This is a genomic window from Streptomyces sp. 147326, from assembly GCF_045000215.1.
Taxonomy (GTDB): Bacteria; Actinomycetota; Actinomycetes; order Streptomycetales; family Streptomycetaceae; genus Streptomyces.
Map to the genome: position 1 here is coordinate 948213 of NZ_CP134201.1, position 20898 is coordinate 969110.

General features: G+C 75.5%; 3 protein-coding genes (1 of these 3 cut by a window edge). All 3 read right to left on the minus strand.

What is annotated here, in order from left to right; all coding sequences use genetic code 11:
* Tightly spaced (at most 57 nt apart), the 3 genes in view from RIU97_RS04415 to RIU97_RS04425 form a layout consistent with a single transcriptional unit that may run on beyond the window.
* Positions 1-1227: the 5' end (the start) of an amino acid adenylation domain-containing protein gene (locus RIU97_RS04415; protein ID WP_404953442.1), read on the minus strand. Its footprint begins 3453 nt before the window's first position; only the first 1227 of its 4680 coding nucleotides appear in the window; the start codon lies at positions 1225-1227; the stop codon falls past the left edge of the window.
* Positions 1224-14609: an SDR family NAD(P)-dependent oxidoreductase gene (locus tag RIU97_RS04420; protein ID WP_404953443.1), complete on the minus strand. Its 13386-nt coding sequence runs from the start codon at positions 14607-14609 to the stop codon at positions 1224-1226. The genes RIU97_RS04415 and RIU97_RS04420 overlap by 4 nt, the downstream gene beginning before the upstream one ends.
* A gap of 57 nt (positions 14610-14666) precedes the next feature.
* Positions 14667-20765: a beta-ketoacyl synthase N-terminal-like domain-containing protein gene (locus RIU97_RS04425; protein ID WP_404953444.1), complete on the minus strand. Its 6099-nt coding sequence runs from the start codon at positions 20763-20765 to the stop codon at positions 14667-14669.
* Positions 20766-20898 lie beyond the last annotated feature (133 nt).

Sequence of the window (20898 nt, forward strand, 5' to 3'; positions counted from 1 at the left end):
GCCGCCGACTCCCTGCTGCATGTAGAAGCCGATGTCGAAGCCGGCCGCGGTGCCGGTCGCGCGGCGCAGGTCGTCGACGACGCAGGCGAAGGGGTACGCGCTGTGCTCCTCGGCCTCCGCCATCCGGGCTCCGACGGCGGCCGCGAGCTCACCGAAGCTGTGGTCGGGGTCGCAGTCCACGCGCAGGACCACCGGGTTGATCAGGTAGCCGACGGTGCGGTCGAAGCGCTGCGCGGGACGGCCGTCGGTCGGCACCATCACGCTGAGGTCGCGGTGTCCCGAGTGGCGGTGCAGCAGCGCGAGGAACGCTCCGAGCACGACGCTGAAGGGCGTCAGCCCGCCCGCACGGGCGGTGTCCTGGACGGCCGCCCAGGTGGAGTGCGGGAGCCGCAACTGCACCATCTCACCGCCGGTGTGCGAGGCGGATCCGGTGCGCCGGCGATCGGCGAGCGCGTCCAGGACCGGCGCCGTGGAGGCACCGGTCAGCCGGTCGAGCCACCAGCTCCGGTGCTCCTGCGTCTCGGGGGCGGCGAGCATGGTCCGCTGCCACTCCACGAACTCGGCGTAGGGGGCGGCGTGTTCGACGGGCGGCAGCTCACGTCCCCGGCCGAGCGCGTCGTGGCAGGCGACGATGTCGCGCAGCAGCAGGTGGCTGGAGACCCCGTCGGTGATCAGGTGGTGGAACACCAGGAGCAGCAGGGTGGCGCCGCCGGGGGCGGTGACGAGCCACATCCGGTACAGCGGGTCCTGCTCCAGGTCGAACGGGCGGCGCACCAGGTTGCGCACGCGGGCGGCGAACTCCCCGTCGGTCACGTGGCCGAGGTCCAGGCGGGTCACCTCCGGGGCCCGGCCGGTGACCTCCTGTACGGGCCCGGTGGCGTCCAGGCGTACGGAGACGCCCAGTTCCGGGTGCCTGCGCACCATCGCGGCCAGTGCCTCGACGAGCCGGTCCTCCTCCACGTCCTGCCCGAGCCACAGGCCCAGCGGCAGGTTGTACGAGACGGTCTGCGGATCGTCGGCGTGCAGGGCCCACAGCGCGGCCTGCCCGCGGCTGAGCGGGTACGGCCCGGCGGGCGCCTTCGGGACGGCGGCCGCCGGCGGGACCGGGGCGGGTGCGGCGGCCGGTGCGGTCGTGTCGACCAGGCCCCGTACCAGCAGCTCGGCCACTTCGTCGGACAGCTTGCCGGCGGCGATGGCCGCCAGCAGTTCACGCAGGTCGGTGCTCATCGGCCCGCCCCTCCTTCGAGTACGGCCAGCGCGTCGTCCACGCGGACGGTTCCGTCGCGCAGCCCGGCCAGCAGAGCGGCCACCTGGTCCGCGGCCGGTGCGGCGGGGGCCGGGCCCGGCTCCCGGTCCTGCGTCTGCGTCTGCGTCTGCGTCTGCTCCTGGGGCGCGGGCAGTGGCCCGTACGCCTCGAACACGGCCCGGGCCACCGCCCGTACCGTCTGGGCCACCCCGAACATCCGGGTCGGCACCTCCACCTGGTAGTCCGCGCCGAGGCGACGGCTCAGCCGGCGCAGGCCCAGCGAGTCCACTCCCGCGTCCGACAGCGCCCGGTCCAGGGGCAGGCGCTCGGGCCGCATGCCCAGGTGGGCCGCGAGGAGCCCGCGTACGTGGGTACGGACGGCACCCTCGGCGCCGTCTCCGGCGGGAGCCCCGGCCTCGGCCGGCTGCGCGGGGGCGAGTGCCTCCGCGTCGGCAGGTGTTCGCGCCGCGGCCACGACGCCGGTCGCGGTCTCCGATCCGGCCCGGGTCTGCGGCGCGGCCAGGGCTGCGGCGTCGGCGTCGGCGTCGGCCGGGGTGTCGGCCGGGGTGTCGGCATCCGCCTCGGCGGCGGTGTCGGCGACCAGGCCCGACTCGGCCGCCTGGAGGGCGTCGAAGCGGGCTCCGGGCGTGAGCCAGTAGCTCTCCCGGGCGAAGGGGTAGGTCGGTGCGGGCACCCGCCGGGGCGCCGTTCCCGGCCACAGCTCCGCCCAGTCGATCGGGGCGCCTCCGACCCACAGTCGGGCGACCTTGTCCAGTCGGCCCGCGTCCACCACGGCCCGCAGGTACCGGCCGCCTTCGGGGCCGTCCAGCAGCAGGGCGGTGGTGGCGTCCTTGCCGTCCCCCGCGAAGACGCCCGGGACCGGTCCGCCGGCCTGCCACGCCTCCAGGGCGGCCACCAGCGCACGCGGCGAGTCGGCGACGACCGCGAGACGCTCGGGGAAGGCCTCCCGGCCGGTGCTCAGGGTGTGGGCCAGGGCCGCCGGGTCCACGTCCTCGTGGTCCGCGGCCCAACGGGCCAGGCGCACCGCGTAGTCGCGCAGCCGCTCCGGGGTCTTCGCCGACAGGACGAACAGCCGCTCCCCCGCCGTCGGGAGGACCGGCGCCTCCCGGTACTCCTCCACCACCAGGTGCGCGTTGACCCCGCCGAGGCCGAAGGAGCTCACTCCCGCCCTCAGCGGTGCCTCGGCCCCGTCGGCCGTGCGGACCCGGTTCCAGGACTCCTTCCCGGACGGCAGGCGCAGCGGGCTGCCGTCGAGACGCAGGTGCGGGTTGAGCTCGTCCAGGTGGATGTTGCCGGGGATCGACCCGTGGCGCATCGCGAGCAGCGCCTTGATCAGGCCCGTGACGCCCGCGGCCGCCTCCAGGTGGCCGGTGTTGGTCTTCACCGCGCCCAGCACCACGTGCGGCCGCCCGGGCGCCGCGCCGTGATCGGCGTACAGCTCCCCGAAGGCCGACTTCAGGCCCTCGACCTCGACGGGGTCGCCGAGTTCGGTGCCGGTGCCGTGGGTCTCGACGTAGCCGACGGTCCGCGGGTCCACACCGGCGCGGCGGTGCGCCTTGACGATGCAGGCGGCCTGCGCGTCCGGGTTCGGGGCGGTGAGCGAGTTGGTGCGGCCGCCGTGGTTGACGGCGCTGCCCCGCAGGACGGCGTGGATGACGTCGCCGTCGGCGATCGCCGCGTCGAGGCGCTTGAGCACCACCACGCCCACGCCCTCGGCACGGACGATGCCGTTGGCGCGGGCGTCGAAGGTACGGCAGCGGCCGTCCGGGCTCAGCATGTCTGCCTGGCTCATGTCCACGAACAGCGTCGGCGAGGCGATGACGTTCACGCCGCCCGCCAGCGCGACCTCGCAGTCGCCGCCGCGGATCGCCTCGGCCGCCCGGTGGACGGCGACGAGCGAGGAGGAGCAGGCGGTGTCGATGGTTTCGCTGGGGCCGTGCAGGTCCAGCAGGTACGAGACCCGGTTGGACATGATCGCGTGGGCCCTGCCCACCGTGCTGTAGCCGTCGAGCGGGACGCCGAGGGCGTGCTGGAGCTCGAAGTAGTCGTAGGTGCTGCTGCCTATGAAGACGCCCGTGTCGGTGCCGGCGAGCGCGGACGGCCGGATGCCGGCGTTCTCGATCGCGCTCCAGGCCGCCTCCAGCACGAGCCGGTGCTGCGGGTCCATCGCCACGGCCTCGTGGGGGGAGATGCCGAAGAACTGCGGGTCGAACAGGTCGACCCGGGGCAGGAACCCTCCCCACTTCGCCGTCGTGCGGAACTCGCCGGGCGTCGGATCCCCGTGCAGGCGGCGCCAGTCCCAGCGGTCGGCCGGGATCTCGTCGACGAGGTCGTCGCCCGCCGTCAGGTGCTCCCAGAACTCGTCCAGGTCGTTCGAGCCGGGGAGCATCCCGGCCATGCCGACGATGGCGACGGCGACGGGCTCGCCGGTGACGGGCTCGCTGGTGACGGGCTCGCTGGTGACGGGCGCCGGGGCGGCGGCCCGAAGGGAGGCCGCCGGGGAGTGCCCGGTGGCCACGGCCTGCGCGCGGGCCGGTTCGGGCGCGCGGGCAGCTTCGGCTGCCGGGGCCCGGTCGGGCGCCGGGGTCCCGTCGGATGCCGTGGCTCCGTCGGATGCCGTGGGCCCGGGCGGTGCGTCCGCGCTCCAGTGCGCCGCGAGAGCGGCTCCGTGCTGCTGGAGGACCTTGCCGATCAGGTCGTCGGCCGTGGCCACGCCGAAGAACGTGGCCGGGGTCAGGTCGAGGTCCCAGCGCGCGTTCATCCGGGAGCTCAGCCTCGTGTACGTGATCGAGTCGAAGCCGAACCGGCTGAGCAGGTCGTCCGGCGCGAGTTCCTCGGGCCGGATGCCGGCCACCTCGCGCAGGACGGCCAGTATCTCGTCGGCCGCCGCGGCGCGCCAGGAAGACCCGGCCGCGGGCGTGGCCTCGGTCTCACTCGCGGTCGCAGGCTGCTGCTGCCGTACGTCCGCACCGGCCGCCGGGACACCGATCCGGCCGAGGAACTCGTCCGTGCCCGAGACCACTGCCACCTGAACCTCCTGTCGGCCGAGCACCCGGCTCAGCGCTTCGAATCCCGCCTCCGGCGAGAGCGGGTGGACCCCTGCCGCGGCCAGCCGGCCCAGGTGGCGCTCGGTGAGGGCGGAGCCGGACCAGGCCCCCCAGTTCACGACGCGGACGGGGTAGGGGAGCCGCGCGGCGAGCGCGCGGCCGATGGCGTCCTGGGCGGTGCACCCGGCCGCGTAGGCCGCCTGGCCGGGGTTGCCGAGGAAGGACTGCACCGAGGAGAACAGCGCCAGGAAGTCCGGCCGCCGGTCGCCCAGCGCCTCGGCGAGGGCCTCGGTGGTGCGGCTCTTCGCCGCCATGCCCCGCAGGAACCACTCCTCGTCCATGGCCGCCAGCGACCGGTCGCTCGGCACGGTCACCGAGTGCAGGACCCCGTGGACGACGCCCACTCGGTCGAGCACGGCGCGCAGTCGGCCCGGCTCCGAGGCGTCCGCCCGGTGGACCTCCACCCGGGTGCCCGAGGGGTCGAGGGCCCTGATCCGGGCCGCCCGGTCCTCGTCCGGCACGGAGCGCCCGACGAGGACGACCCGGGCGCGGTGGCGCCGTACGAGCTGCTCGGCGATGTCCAGCCCGACGTCGCCGGTCCCGCCGACGATCACGTACGTACCGCCCTCTCGCAGGACGGGCGCGGCCACGGCCGTCGCGTCGACGGGCTGGAGCACCTCGCGGTACCAACGGCCCGCGTGGAGTGCGTAGTCGCCGGGGGCGGCGACGGGGACCGCCGTCGGGTCCTCGGGGCCGACGTCGACGGTGGCCACCCGCCAGCGCTCGCACTCGCTCCGCACCGACCGGGCGAGGCCCAGGGCCGCGGCCGACGCCGGGTCGGTCCCGGCGCGGGTCACGACCGTCAGTTCGAGTTCGCCGCCCGCTCCGGGGCGCGCCTGGAGGTGGTGGACGATCCGGAAGAGGTCGAGGACCCCGCGCTCGCCCTCGACCACGGCGTGGACCGCGGCGGGGGTCGGCAGGGACTCCAGCGGCGCCGTGCCGATCCGGTGGACCTCGGCCCCCGGCAGCTCGGCGGGGCCGAGCACCCAGACCGGGCCGGTGACCGGTCCGCGCAGGGCCACGTCGGCGACGGGCTGCCGGCGCAGGGCGTAGGCACCTGCCGGGACCGGGGCCGGGGGCGCCGACGCCGGGGCCGCTGCCGCGGGGACCGGTGCAGGTGCCGCCGGGGCGGCGTCCGTCTCCGGACCGGGGGACGCCACGGGGGCGACCCAGCACCGGCGGCGTTCGAACGGGTAGGTGGGCAGCGGGATCGAGACCCCGCCCAGCGGCCAGTCGACCGCGTCTCCGGCCACCCAGCGGTCTGCGTCCGCCCCACCCGCGGGCCGGGCCAGCGCGGGGTGGTCGGCGCCGTCGGCGGCGGCCTTCAGGGCGGCGACGAGCGTGGAGCGGTCGGCGGCGGTGACCGCGAGGCGCTCGGCCATGGCGTCGCGGCCGTGCTGGAGGGTGTGGGCCACGTCGGCCAGTTCCGGTGTCCGGTCCGCCCGTTCGACGGCCGCGAGCAGTGCGGTCGCGTACCGGCGCAGGGCCTGCGGGGTGCGGGCGGACAGCGGGAACACCCAGGGGCCGTGCGGCCGCCGCACCTCGGGCGCGGCTCCGGCCTCCTCCAGGACCACGTGGGCGTTGACTCCTCCGTAGCCGAAGGAGCTGACGCCCGCGCGGCGCGGCCCGGCGGCCGGCAGCGGCCAGGCCCGCGCCGAACGGAGCAGCTGGAAGGGGCTGCCGTCGAGGCGCAGGTGCGGGTTCTGTTCCCGCAGTCCGGCCAGCGGCGGCTGCACGCCGTGCTCCATCGCGAGGAGCACCTTGATCACTCCGGCGGCGCCGGCGGCTGATTCCAGGTGGCCGATGTTGGCCTTGACCGCGCCGATGGCGCAGTACGGCTCGGCGGCCGGGGGCGTGCCCCGGCGGCTCTGCAGTTCGTCGAAGGCCAGCCGCAGGCCGTTGATCTCCACCGGGTCGCCGAGCTCCGTGCCGGTGCCGTGCGTCTCCAGGTAGCCCAGGGTGGCCGGGTCGGTTCCGGCACGCTCGTGGGCCCGTACGATCATCGCCGCCTGGGCGGCCGGGTTGGGCGCGGTCAGGGACCGGGCCCGGCCCCCGTGGTTGACGGCGCTGCCGCGCAGCCAGGCCCGGACCTGACGGCCCCGGGCCCGCTCGGCGCGGGCCAGCACGACGAAGCCGTAGCCCTCGCCGCGTACGAAGCCGTCCGCGCGGGCGTCGAAGGTCCGGCACCGTCCGGTCGGGCTCAGCATGCCCGTGCTGCTGAGGAGGACGTGGTTGTGCGGGGACAGCACCAGGTTGACCCCGCCGGCCACGGCGATGTCGCACTCGCCCGAGCGGATGGACTCGGCGGCCCGGTGGATGGCGACCAGGGAGCTGGAGCAGCCGGTGTTGACCGGTTCGCTCGGCCCGTGAAGGTCGAGCTGGTAGGAGACCCGGTTGACCAGGATGGAGTGCGCGGTGGCGGTGGCGGCGTGCGCGTCGACGGCGAGACCGGCGGCCTTGCGGATCTCGTCGTAGTCGCTCGATCCCGCCCCGACGAACAGTCCTACGTCGGCTCCCGCGAGGCTGCCCGGCGCCAGGCCCGCGTCCTCCAGTGCCGTCCAGACCCCTTCCAGCACCAGGCGCTGCTGGGGGTCCATGCCCTCGGCCTCGTGCGGGGAGATGCCGAAGAAGAGGGGGTCGAAGCGGTCGACGTCGTGGATGAAGCCGCCGCGGCTCGCGTGTACGCCTTCCGGGAGCGCGTGGCGGTCCCACCGGTCCGCGGGGACGTCGGTGACCAGGTCGTCCCCTTCCACCAGGTGGTCCCAGAACTCGCCGAGATCGGCGCTGCCGGGCATCCGTCCGCTCATGCCGATGACGGCGATGGCCTCCGGGTCGGCGGGGTGCGCGGCAGGAGTCGTGGCGGGTTGGTCCTCCGGGGCCCGGGGGGCGGGCGGCGCGGCGGTGGGCAGTGGCTTGTAGTGGTCGCGTGCGAGACGGTCGGCGAGGGCCCGCAGGGTGGGGGTCTCGTAGAAGAGCGCGGGCGTCACGTCCAGGTCGAAGGCCTCGTTGAGCCGGCTGGCGAGGAGGTTGTAGCTGACCGAGTCGAAGCCGTAGTCCCCGATCTGCCGGTCGAGGTCGAGTTCGCCGACGGGGATGCCGGAGGCGTCCGAGGTCAGGTCCAGCAGCGTGTCGGTGAAGGCGGCCGTGGCGACCCCTGCGGCCTGCGCGGTTCCTGTGGTCTGTGTGGTTCCGGTGGCCTGCGTGGTCCCCGTCGCCCGCGGGTCGGCGGGTGCGGTGGTGTCGGCCGCCGCCCTGGCCACCAGGACGTGCTGGAAGTTGCGGGTGGTACGGGTGGAGTCCGGTGAGGCCGTCACCGCCTCGTACCCGGCCCCGCCGAGCACTCCGGTCCAGCCGGGAACGTCCAGCAGCGGGGAGCCGGGCAGGCGCAGGCCGGTGTCTCCGTGGGCCCACCAGCCGTCGAACAGGCCGTAGGTGAGCGTGCCGGACAGGGTGACCGTCGTCAGCTCGTTGAGGAGCAGTTCGCCTCCGGTGCGCAGGACCCGTCGCAGGTGGCGCAGGGCACGGCCGACGTCCGAGGTGGCGTGCAGGACGTTGGCGCCGACCACGAGGTCGAAGCCGCCCTCGTCGAAACCCTGGCCGACGGGGTCGGTGTCCAGGTCGAGGCGCTTGAACCGCAGGAAGGGGTACCGGTCGCCGAACTCCTGCCTGCCGTGGGCGAGGAAGGTCACCGACAGGTCGGTGTACCAGTACTCGAGCCGGCCGCCGTACGGTGCGAGGGCGCGCAGCAGTCCGGCGGAGGTGCCGCCGGTGCCCGATCCGACCTCCAGGATGCGGACGGTGGCGTCGGCGGGCAAGCCGGCGAGGCGTTCCTCCACGTACGCGACGAGGCGGCGGGTGAGCAGGTCGTTGTAGAGGTCGCTGATGGGATTGCCGCGGTACACGCGTTCCATGAGCGAGGTGCCGGAGGAGGGGAACAGCAGGTCGGTGGCGAGGAGTTCGCCGCGGAGCAGCTCCGGGTAGCGCTCCAGGCACAGGGCCAGCAGCCGTACGAAGACGGCGGACTCGGGGTGCGCGTCGGCGAGGGCGGCGAGCTGCCCGAGGTGTCCGCCCGCACGGGCGCCGGCCAGGGCGTCCGGGACCGGGCGCAGGCGTCCGGCGTCGGCCGTGAGCAGGCCGTCGCCGACGAGCGCGTCGAGCACGGTGCGCAGCAGGCGTTCGTACCGGGGGGTGACGCCGACCCGGCGCAGCACCTCGTCCGCGTCGGGGTCGGGTCCGTGCCAGGTTCCCAGGTCGTCGAGCAGGGCGAGCAGGGCCCCGCCCGCGATGCGGGTCATCTGTCGGTCGAGCGCGTGGAAGTCCTCCACCACGCGCAGGTCGGCGGCGTTCGGCCGCCCGCTGGTGGGCGTCACGTCGGTGCTCTCCGTTTTCCTGTTCGCTGCCATGCGCTCGCGCAGGGCCTCGGTGCCGGGCACGACGACGCTCTGGGGCGCCGGCCTCCGGAGCGTCTCGACGAGCGCGGCGAAGCCCGCCCGGGGTGTGATGGACCGGAAGCCGGCGGCGGTCAGGCGGTCCCGGTGGGTGTCGTCGGCCACTGCCCCGACGGTGCCCCAGAAGCCCCAGTCGACGGCGCGCACCGGGTAGGGCAGGCGGGCGTCGAGGGCGTGGGCGTAGGCGTCGAGGAAGGTGGAGCCGGCGGCGTAGTTGGCCAGGCCGGGGTCGCCGAGGAAGGACTGGGCGGAGGAGAAGAACACGAGGAAGTCGGGGTTCCGTCCGCGCAGGGCGTCGGCCAGGGCCGCGGCCACGCCGGACTTGGCCGCCAGGCTCTGTGCGAGGTCGGTGTCCGTGAGGTCGCGTACCAGCCGGTCGCGCCGCACCAGCGCCGCGTGGACGACGCCGTGCACCGGGCCCGCCTCGTCGAGTACGGCCGCCAGCCGACCGGGGTCGGTGGCATCGGCGCGGGCGTAGCGGATCCGTTCCCCGAGGTCGGGGTCGGCAAGCTCGCTGCGGCCGACGAGCACCACGTGGGCGTCCCAGTCCTCGACCAGGCGGCGGGCGATGGCGAGGCCGATGCCCCGGGCGCCTCCGACGATCACGTAGGTGCCGCCCCGGCGCAGCGGGACGGGCCCGTCGGCGGCCGGGGCGGGCCGCAGGACCTGGGCGTGGCGGACGGTTCCGGTGTACGCGACGCGCGTTCCCCGGGGTGCGGGCGCCAGGAGAGCGGCGGACGCGTGGGCGGGGTCGAGGTCGACGCAGGCGACGGACCAGCCGCGGTGCTCGTTCTCCATGACCCGGGCGAAGCCGGTGATCCCGGCGGCGTAGGGGTCGGTGACGGGGCGTCCGGGCGGGGCGGCGGCGCCGGTGGTGACGACCACCCAGTCGAGGGTGCGCGCGTGGGACCAGGCCCGGGCGTACGGGGCGAGGGCCTTGACGCCCGCCGCCTCGGCGCGCGCGACCCGCCCGGCCTCGTCCACGGTGGTGTCGGTGGTGTCGGTGGGCCCGGTCAGGACGTAGACCAGACGGGGTGTCACCCGCAGCGGTGTGCCCAGTTCGGCGAGAACGGCGCCCTCGTGACGGGCGGCCAGCTCGCGGGCCAGGCCCGCGCGGGCGGGGGCGTGGAGCACCACGACCGCACCGTCCGGAGCCGGCGTCGCGGTGGGCGCGGGGACTGCCTCCCAGGTGGGGACGTCCAGCGGGAGCGCCTCGGCGCGGGGCTCGGCAGCGGCTCCGGCGGACGGAAGGGCGGCCTGCCGCCCCGGGACCGGTACGTCGACCCAGCACCGCACGCGGGCGAACGGGTACTGCGGCAGCTCCACCTTGCGCGGCTGCCGGTCGCGGTGCAGGGCGCGCCAGTCGGGTGCGGCGCCCTCCGCCCAGCCGCGCGCCCACGCGGACGGGTCGGCCGGGAGCGGGCCCCCGGCGAGCGGGTCGCCGGCGGGGCGCTGCCCGGTGACGGTGCCCCGGTGGAGGCCCGGCGCGGGCGAGCCGGCGAGGAAGGCGTGGAGGGCGGTACGGAGTCCGGCCGTGTCGGAGGCGATCACGGCGAGCCGTTCCTCCAGCGGTTCCCGGCCGATCTGGGTCGTGTAGGCGATGTCGGCCAGCGCGGCCTCCGGTCCGGCGCCCGCGGAGACGGCCTCGGCGAGACCGGCGAGGGTGGAACGGGCGTCGACGTGCGGGGCCCGTCCCGGGAACCGGTCGGCGAGGACCCGCGCGAGCCTGCGCAGGTCGGCGACGTCCAGGCCGAGTTCGTCGAGCTCGGCCTCCGGGTCGGCGCCGGCGAGACCGGCCGCTTCGGCCACGTCGGCCACCGCGTCGAGCGGGTCGCCCGCCGTCGGCTCCGCGTACCGCTCGGCGAGCTCGCGCAGTGCCTGCGGGGTGCGGGCGGAGAGCAGCACCACCTGCGGTCCGGCGGTGGCGGGGCCCTCGGGGGCCGGCGTCTGCTGCTGGAACTCCTCGACGATGACGTGGGCGTTGGACCCGCCCGCCCCGAACGCGCTGATTCCGGCACGGCGCGGCCCGCCGGCGGCCCCGGGGGGCCACGGCTCGCTCTCGCGCTGGACGCGCAGGCCCGCGGAGTCCCAGTCGATGCTCGTGTTGGCCGGGTCGGCGTGCAGGGAGGGGACCAGGGTGCGGTGGCGCAGCTGGAGGAGGATCTTGGTCAGCCCGGCGATGCCCGCGGCCGACTCCAGGTGTCCGATGCCGGACTTCACCGATCCGAGCCGGCTCCGCGCGTCGCCGTAGGCCTGGGAGAGGGCCGTGATCTCGATGGGGTCGCCGAGGGAGGTGCCGGTGCCGTGCGCCTCGACGTAACCGACGGAGGCGGGGTCCACGCCCGCCCTGCCCAGGGCCCGGCGCACCACGTCGGCCTGCGCCGCGGGGTTCGGGACGAAGAAGCCCCCGGCGCGCCCGCCGTGGTTGACGGCGCTGCCCTTGATCACCGCGAGGACCCGGTCGCCGTCCTCCAGGGCGCGGGCGAGCGGCTTGAGCACGACGACCCCGACGCCCTCGCCGGGTACGTAGCCGTCCCCGCCGGCGCCGAAGGCGCGGCACCGGCCGTCGGAGGAGACGAAGCCGACCTGGCTGAGGTGCAGGTACTTGTACGGGTGGACGATCAGGTTCACACCGCCCGCCAGCGCCAGCTCGCTGTCCCCGGACCGCAGGCTCTCGCAGGCGAGGTGCAGTGCGGTCAGGGACGAGGAGCACATGGTGTCCAGGGCCAGGCTGGGGCCGCGCAGGTCGAGGAAGGCGGAGACGCGGTTGGCCACGGCGGAGGAGAAGGAGGTCGGCAGTACGGGCAGCCGGTCCTCGGCGCCCAGACCGAGCATCTGGTACTGGTTGAACATCACTCCGGCGAAGACGCCCACCATGCGGCCGGCCACGTCGGCGCGGGTGAGCCCCGCGGACTCCAGGGCGTGCCAGGAGGTCTGGAGGAACAGCCGCTCCTGCGGGTCCATCCCCGCGGCCTCGCGCGGGGTGATCCGGAAGAAGCCGGGGTCGAACTCGTCGATGCCCTCCAGGAATCCGCCCCACTTGCTGTACGAGTGGCCGGGCGCGCGGTCGGGCCGGTAGAACCCGTCCGAGGTCCAGCGGTCCGCCGGGATCTCGGTGACGCAGTCCCGCCCGGCGCTGAGGTTGCTCCAGAACCGGTCGAGGTCCTCGGCCATGGGGTAGCGGCCGGCGACGCCGATCACCGCGATGTCCCGGTCGTCGTCCTCCGGTGTGCCGTGGTTCCCCTCGGGCCGGGGGGCCACGGGGGCCTCGGTGGGGGTGGCGCCGGTGGAGACGGCGTCGGCGGGGGTGAGGCCCAGGGCTTCGCGGGCCCGTTCCGGGTCGCCGTGGAGCACGACCAGCTCGGTGCCGGACAGGGCGAGGGCCCGCTCGAACACGTCCAGGCCCGCCGTGGTCGGCAGCGTGGCCTGGCCCTGCCGGGCGAACAGGGCTTCGGCGGCGGCGTCCGTGCGCATGCCGCCCTCGGCCCACAGCGGCCAGGCCACGGAGAGGAGTCCGCGGTCGCGGGCGTAGGCGTCCAGGAAGGCGTTCGCGGCCGCGTAGTCGCTCTGCCCCGCGTTGCCCGCGACACCGGTCACCGAGGAGAAGAGGGCGAAGAAGTCGAGGTCCAGGTGGCGGGTCGCCTCGTCCAGCAGCACGGCTCCCCGCACCTTGGGCGCGAGGACCGCTTCCAGGTCCGTGGCGGGCTTGGTGGTGAACAGGCCGTCGCGCAGGACGCCCGCCGCGTGAACGACGCCGTCCAGTCGGCCGTGCCGTTCGAGGATGCCGCTGATCAGGGCGTCGACCTCGGCGGGCACCGTGATGTCGGCGCGGACGTAGGTGCCCTCGGATCCCGGGCGCGGTGTGCGTCCCACGAGGACGGCCGTGGCTCCGCGCGCGGCCATCCGGGCGGCGAGTTCCCGGCCGATGCCGCCCGCGCCGCCGGTGATCAGGTAGACGCCGCCGGGCCGGAGAGGAACGGCGGGGCCGGGGTCGGCGTCGCGGTAGCGGCGGACGTGGCGGCCGCCGGGGTCGTGCCGTACCCAGGGCTCCCCGTGGTCCGCGAACTCCGCGAGCAGGGCGTCCGGATCGGCGGGGCCCTCGCGTTCCACGGCGGTGATCGCGAGGCGCGGCTGCTCCAGGCGTACCGTGCGGGCCAGTCCGGCCACGGCGGCGGCGACGGGGGCCGGACCCACGTGCACGACGGGGACCGGGCGGTCGGTGAGGACCTGGGCCAGGGCGAGCACCTCGCCGCAGGCGGACCGAACGGCCTCGGGGAGGTCGGCGGCGTCCTGGTCCGCGACGTGCAGGACCGCTTCCGGGGCCGTACCGAGGTCTGCGAGGTCGGCGAGGAGCAGCCTCAGGTCCCCGGTCTCGCAGGGGCGCAGCTCGTAGGTGTGGGGGGCGGTCCGGCGGAAGGCGGGACCGCGCCGGACGGTGATCTGGTCGGTCCGCACCCGCTGGTCGCCGATGACCAGCAGGGGTCCGGCGGCCGGTGCGAAGGGGCGCGGCGCCGCCTGCCACAGGCCGGTCAGGCAGTGGGTCCGGGCGGGGGTGTCCGCCGCCGGGGCGGGGACGGCCGGGCGGGCGGGCCGTTCGGCGGGCAGCAGTCCGGTGAGGTGGGCGGCGACCGCGTCGACGGTCGGGTACTCGAACAGCAGGGTCGGGTAGAGCGCGATGTCCCAGTGTTCCTCGAACAGCCGGACCAGGGTGAGGAGGTGGGAGGAGTCCAGGCCGAGGTCGTAGAAGCCGCGGTCGCCCTCCACCACCAGTGCGGGGTCGCCGACCGCCCGGCGGACCAGCTCGACGACCTCGGCCCGGATGTCCGCCGGTCCGGCGGCGGAGCGGACCGGGTCCGCGGGGCCTTCCGGTTGCGCGGGGACGGCCGGGGCCGCGGCGCGCGGGGCCGGGTCGGTCCGCTCGGCGGCGAGCCGGGTGATGGCGGCGGCGGAGCGGACGCGCTTGAAGGTCAGGTCCGTGAACCGGGCGGCCAACGCGCCCGACCCGTCGCGCAGTTCGATGTCGGCCTTCACCACGTCGTCCCCGGCGCCCGCCCCGGCCGGGTGCATGCGCAGATCGACGGTGCAGGCGTCCCCGAGGGTGCGGGCGGCGCGGAAGGAGCCGATGTGCAGGGGTATGAGGGGGCGCCCGTCCGCGTCCGTGCCGTCGAAGGCGAGCGCGTACGACTGCATGGTCGAGCCGTCGAGCAGGGCGGGGTGCAGCAGGAAGTCCCCCACCGTGCTCCGCGCCTCGTCACCGAGCGCGATCTCGGCACGTACCCGGTCCGCCGTGGCCCGGAGGGTTCCCGCGCAGCGCATGAACGCCCGGTGCTCGATGCCGGCCGACCGGCCGATGGCGTAGACCTCGCCGACGTCGGAGACCTCGCCGCCATCGCGCGGCGTGCCGGACGGCTGGGGTCCGGGGGCGTCGGCGAGCGGGGGCAGGTCGGTGCGCAGGGTGGCCCGGAGGTGGGTGGTCACGCTGTCGTCGACGGGCACTGCGTCGCGGACCCGGCGGCTGGTCGCCGTCACCCGGAAGACGGCGCCGTCGGGTGCGATGTCGACGGTCAGCTCACGGTCGAAAGAGTCGGTGGTGACCACCGGCTCGACGAACAGCACGTCGCTCAACTCGGTGCGGTCCAGGGGGACGTCGCGGGCGGCGAGCAGCCGGTAGACGATGTCGAGGAAGGTGACACCCGGCAGGGTGCGCACCCCGTGCACCCGGTGGTCGTCGACGATCGGGTTGTCCCGCTTCAGGTGCAGGGCACAGCGAACGGACCTTCGGTCCACGTGTTCTCTCCTGGTGGTCGGCGATGCGGGGGCGTGTTCGGGCCCGGCCGCGCCGGGTTACGGGAAGGTCAGGTCGAGCCGGGCCGAGCGGACCGGCGCGGGGGCCGGTCCGGGTGCGGCGGGCCGGCGCCAGAATCTGCTGCGCCGGTAGGCGGGCTTCGGCAGGGCCGGCCGTCCGGGTTCCCCGGGGGTGCCGGGGCCCAGCAGGACGTGGGCGTTGGTGCCTCCGAAGCCGAACGCGCTGACGCCCACCCGGCTCCCGGCCGGCAGGTCCGTGACCCGGGTGACGGGGAAGAAGGGCGAGTCGGCGAACGCGAAGCGCGGGTTCGGCCGGTCGCAGTGCAGCGTGGGCACGAGCCGGCCGTGCCGCAGGATCTGGACCGCCTTGATGAATCCGGCGACGCCCGCGGCGCTGAGCAGGTGTCCCATCGAGCTCTTGACGCTGCCGATGCCGCAGTAGCCGCGGTCCTCGGTGTACGTCCGGTGCACGGCGGTAAGGGCCTGGAGCTCGATCGGGTCGCCGATCATCGTGCCGGTGCCGTGGGCCTCGATGTAGCCGACGGTGCGGGCGTCGGCCCCGGCGCGCGTCAACACGTCGGAGACCAGCGCGCGCTGGGCGCGGCCGCTCGGCGTGGTGTGCCCCATGGTCCGGCCGTCGTTGTTGACCCCCGAGGACTCGATCACGGCCATGACGCGGTCCCCGTCGCGCAGGGCGTCGTCGAGGCGCTTGAGCAGCACCATCCCGGCGCCCTCGCCCGGCACGAGGCCGTCGGCGGACTCGTCGAAGGTACGGCAGCGGCCGCTCGGCGACAGCGCCTTGCCGGCGCTGAGCATGAGGTAGGGCTCCTCGTCGAACAGCAGGTCCACGCCTCCGGCCAGGGCCATCGACGACTCGCCCGCCGCCAGGCTCCGCGCGGCCAGGTGGATGGTCACCAGCGACGAGGAACACGCGCTGTCGACCACGAGGTTCGGCCCCGTCAGGTCCAGGAAGTGCGAGATGTGGGCGGCGACGAAGTTCTGGTTGACGCCGGCGATGTAGGCCCGCTCGGGGGGCTGCAGGTGCGCGCGGTGGTTGCCCGTGCGCGTGCCGACGAAGACGCCGACCGCCCCTCCCCGTACCTCGTCCTCGCGGTAGCCGGCGTCCCGCAGGCATTCCACGGACACCTCCAGCGCCTTGCGCGCCAGCGGGTCCAGGTGGCGTGCCGCCTCGGCGTCGAATCCGAAGAACTCCGGGTCGAACAGGGCGGCGTCGTCCAGGAAGCCGCCCCATTTGCTCTGGCTGCGTCCCGGTCCGCCGTCCGGGCTGTAGAAGGAGGCCACGTCCCAGCGGTCGGCCGGCACCTCGGTGACGAGGTCGCGGCCCGCCAGCAGGGCCTCCCACAACTGCGCCGGGTCGGCTGCGCCCGGCAGGCGGCAGCCCATCCCGATCACGGCGATGGGCGTCGGCCGCCCGTCCGGGGACGGGGTCCGGAGCCGGGCCTGGGCCCGGGGTTCGGCCTGGGCCGGGGCCGGCTGCGTCTGCGCCGCGGGGGCGGACGGGCCGGCGGGCTCGGGTACGAGGCCGGCAGGGGGCGTGCCGAGCGCTGCGGCGAGGCCGCCGAGCGTCGGGTGCTCCTGGAGAAGGCTCGGATCGACCGGGTGGCCGAGGATCTCCTCCAGGTCGCGCACGAGTTCGGCCATCAGCAGCGAGTCCACGCCGATGTCACCGAGCAGGGTGCCGGCACCCAGCAGGCCGGGGTCGACCTTGGTGGTGCGGGCCACGACGGCGTACAGCCAGTCCGGCGCCGCCGCCGTGGCGGAGTCGCCGTACGGTGCGGTCGCGGCGGGTGCGGTCGCGGCGGGTGCGGTCGCGGCCGGTGCGGTCGCGGCCGGTGCGGTCGCGGCCGGTGCGGTCGCGGCCGGTGCGGTTTCGACCTGCGCGGCCACGGCCGACACCGCCGGGCGCGGCTCCGCGGTGCGCCGCGGTGCCAGGAACAGTTCGTCGGCGGCCACGGCGGCGCGCTCCACCCGGCAGGGCAGGGACACGGGGTCGCCGGGCACCCGCAGGGCGAGGTCGAGCAGTTCCAGGGCGTCGTCGGCGGCGAGGTCGGGGATGCCGAGGCCGCCGCTCGCACTCGTACGCTCCAGCCCCATGCCCACGCCCCGCCACAGGGGCCAGCGCAGGGCGCGCACCACGCACCCGGAGTCGCCGGTGTCGTGGGCGGCGGCGAAGTCGTCGAGCACGCCGTTCGCCGCCGCGTAGTCCAGGTGGCCCGCGGCGAGGGACGGCAGCGCTCCGGCCACGGAGGAGAACAGCACCATGAGCCGGGGCGGTGTGGCTCCGAAGGCCGACCACAGCACCCGCAGCCCGTCGGTCTTGGGCCGCAGCACCCGGGAGATCTCCCCGGGCGTCCGGGACAGGAAGGACGTGGGCGGGTCCATCACCCCCGCACAGTGGAAGACGGCGTCGATCCCGCCGGCCTGCTTCCTGACCCGGCCGATCAGCCGGCGCAGGGAGGCGACGTCCTCCAGGGCGTCGGTCCGTACGGTCAGCGTCACCCCTCGCTCGACGAGGGCGAGCAGCGCGGTGAGGCGGGCGCGCAGCGCCGGGTCCGTGGCGGGTGCGGCGACGAGGGCGGCCCACTGGTTGCGGACCGGTACCCGGGAACGGCCGACGAGCACGATGTGGCGGGCTCCCCGGTCGGCCAGGTGGGCCGCGAGGCGCAGGCCGATGCCGCCGAGGCCGCCGGTGATGAGCACCGCTCCGCGGTCGACGCCCGCGAGCAGGTCCTCGGCGGCCCGCGCCGGGGCGAAGGCGGCCACGGGGCGGCGGCGGCGCGTGCCCTCGTACCGGATCTCCGTCTCCCGGTCGACGGCGGCGGTCTCGGCCCGGACGGCGGCGGCGAGTTCGGCAGCGCCGCCGTCGACGCGCACGGTGCGGCCGTGGAGGGCCTGGAACTCGCCGGACAGGGAACGGTAGAAGCCCGCGAGCGCGGAGCGTTCGGCGCCGCTGACGTGTACGCAGCGCAGCCCGACCCGGGGGTTGGAGGTGAGCGTCCGCTGCAGCAGGGCGATGCGCTCGGTGACGAGGGTGCCGGGGGCGGACCAGTCGACGAGGTCGACGATCCCGCCGAGGCCGGCCAGATCGGGTACGGGGTCCCCGGGGACGTGCGCGACGGCGCGTTCCCCGAGCACTGAACGGGCCAGTTCCGGGTCGGTGGTGACCACCAGCAGCCGGCCGGTCTCGTCGGTGTCCGGCGCGGGTGCGTCCGCCCACTCGGTGGTGAGGAGTTCCGCGCCCGCGACCGGTGCCACCCAGTGCTGGTCGCGGCCGAAGGGGTAGGTCGGCAGTGACACGGGCGGTGCGTCCGGGGCCGTCCGGGCCGGTCCCGCCCCTTCGGACTGCCCGTTCACGGGCGCGTTCGGCGGGGTGTCGAGTACCGAGGCGAGCCGCGCGGCGAGTTCGCCGAGGTCCGAGGCCTCGACGGCGACGCGGTACGGCAGTGCCGCGCGCCCGGTGCACAGGGTCCGCGCGATCGACGCGAGCGGCGGGGCGTCCGGTGCGCGGACCGCCTCGAGCAGCCGTGCCACGGCCTCCCGCAGGGCCAGCGGGGTCCGGGCGGAGACGGGCACGACCACCGGAGCGGCCGTGGCGGGGGCCGCCGCCGGGCGGGGGCCTTCCTCCAGGACCACGTGCGCGTTGGTGCCGCCCATCCCGAAGGAGCTGACTCCGGCCCGCAGCGGGCCGCCGCCCAGGGGCGGCTCCCATGCGCTGCGGTCGCGTTGGAGCCGCAGGGGCGTACCGTCGATCTTGATCATCCGGTTCGGGCGGTTCAGGTTGCGCGCGGCCGGCAGCGTACGGTGCCTCATGGCCAGGATCACCTTGACCATGCCGGCGATTCCGGCGGCCGCCTCCAGGTGGCCGATGCTCGTCTTGACCGAGCCGACGGCGCAGTGCGGCTCGGCGGGCCGCGCGTGGCCCCACTGCGCGTAGAGCCGCTCGAACGCGGCGACCATGCCGGAGACTTCGATCGGGTCTCCCAGGCGCGTGCCGGTGCCGTGCGCCTCGATGTAGCCGACGGTGCGCGGGTCGACGCCCGCCTCGTTGTAGGCGGCGACGAGCAGGTCGGCCTGCGCGTCCGGGTTGGGGGCGGTGAAGGACTGGGCCTGCCCGCCGTGGTTGACGGCCACGCCGCGGATCACCGCGTGCACGCGGTCGCCGTCGGCCAGTGCCCGGTCCAGCGGCTTGAGCAGCAGGGCGGCGACGCCCTCGCCCCGGACGTATCCGTCCGCGTCCTCGTCGAAGGTGTGGCAGCGGCCGCGCGGACTCAGGACGCCGGTGCGCTGGTAGGCGTGTTGCCGGGCCGGGTCGCACAGGACGTTGACGCCGCCCGCGAACGCCTGGTCGCATGCGCCGGCGCGCAGCGCGGCGACGGCCTGTGCGACGGCGACCAGGGACGAGGAGCAGAGGGTGTCCACGGCGACGCTGGGCCCGCGCAGGCCGAGGGCGTACGAGACGCGGTTGGCCACCAGGGAGGGTGAGACCGCGACGCTCAGGTGCGGCTCGTCCCGCCCGGCGTGCCGGGCGATCAGCGCGGCGTAGTCGGAGTGGCACACGCCCGCGTAGACGCCGGTGCGGCTGCCGGTGAGCGAGGCCGGATCGCATCCGGCGTCCTCGGCCGTCGCCCACACGGTTTCCAGCAGCAGCCGCTGCTGGGGGTCCATCAGGGCGGCTTCACGGGGGCTGATGGAGAAGAACTCGTGGTCGAAGCCGCGTATGTCGTCGAGCAGGGCCGCCTTGCCGATCAGACCGGGATGGTCGGCCGCGTTCCAGCGGTCCGCGGGGACATCGCGGACGGCGTCCTCGTCGCGGCCCAGGAGGTCCCACAGTTCGGGCACGCTCGGCGCGCCGGGGAACCGGCCGGCCATGCCGATCACGGCGATCGGCATGGCGGCGCCCCTCGCCTCGGCCGGTAGGACCGCCGGCACTGCCGACGGTAAGACCGCGGCCGGATCCGGGCGTTCGCCGCGCAGGACGCGGGCCATGGCCGTGACCGTGAACGCCTGGAACAGGGTGCTGGGGTCGATCTCGCAGCCGATCTCGTCCTCGGCGCGTACGGCGGCCTCCGACAGGGACAGGCTGTCCAGTCCGCGCGGGCGCAGGTCGTCGTCCGCGGTCAGCGAGCCGGCGGGCTCCCCGAGCACGGTCTCCAGCAGGGCCAGGAGCCGGTTTTCGAGGTCTTCGGGCAGGGGAGCGCGCGGCGCCTCGGAGGAAGCGGAGGCAGCAGCAGGACGGGGAGGGGCGGAGCCGATCGCGTCCGGGGCCGCGCCGTCGTCCGGGAGGGCCGCGAAGGTCTCGGGCCGGAGGAGCCGCTTGACGGTCTCCAGGCGGGCGAGCGTCCGGCCGTCGCGCTCGCGCAGGAGGGAGGAGGTGAGGACCACCCGGTCCTCCGACTCCCGCCGGCACCCGTCCAGGCGGTAGCGCACGGCGTCGGCCAGGCCGCAGTTGCCGAGGTAGACGATGTCCCGGCTGAGGGTGGCGGCGTCGACGGCCCACTCGCCGCCGGGCACCACCGACCGTACGTACTTGCGCTCGCCGCGGTCGTTGATGTGCGGGTACGAGGCGAAGTAGAGCAGGCCCGCCGCGTTCACGTCCGCGAAGGGGTTCAGTTCGTACGTGTCGGTGTAGAGGCCGGTGGCGCCGTCGGGCTCCAGCCGGGTCAGGGCCCGGAACTCGTCCTGGAAGTCGCGGTGTTCCGTGCTCGCGTCCGCCACGGGACCGCGGCCTTCGTGGCGCGGGGTGCCGGGGACGAGCCAGTTGCCGGGGCCCCTGCGCACGAAGGAGGTCAGGAGCCGGACGTCGACCGACGTCGTGGGCGTGGCGAAGCGGATGTCGCTGACGAAGGCGTGCTCGTCGAGCCGGGCGAGCGTGCCGGTCAGCTCTCCCTCGTCGTGCTCGGTGAAGAAGCGGAGCGAGTCGGCCGCGGTGAGCCGGGCGCGCGTGAAGGCGGGCAGCAGCCGTTCGCCGTCGGCGTCGGCGAGTTCGGCGACCGGGAGGCCGAAGTGCTCGCCGATCAGCGACCAGTGGAGGTCACCTGCTTCGCGTAACAGCCAGTTCTCGGAGAGGCCGCCGACGGAGAGTGCGGGAAGACCGAGGACGATCCGGCGGGTCAGCATATGGGCACCCGTCCGGCCTCAGTACGCTCGGCGGCCGCTGCGGGCCGGCGTGCGCCCCGACCCGGATGCGACCACGACTGATGACAGCGCTGAATCATCGACATCCCCCGATGCATTTCCCTGAAGACCCTGT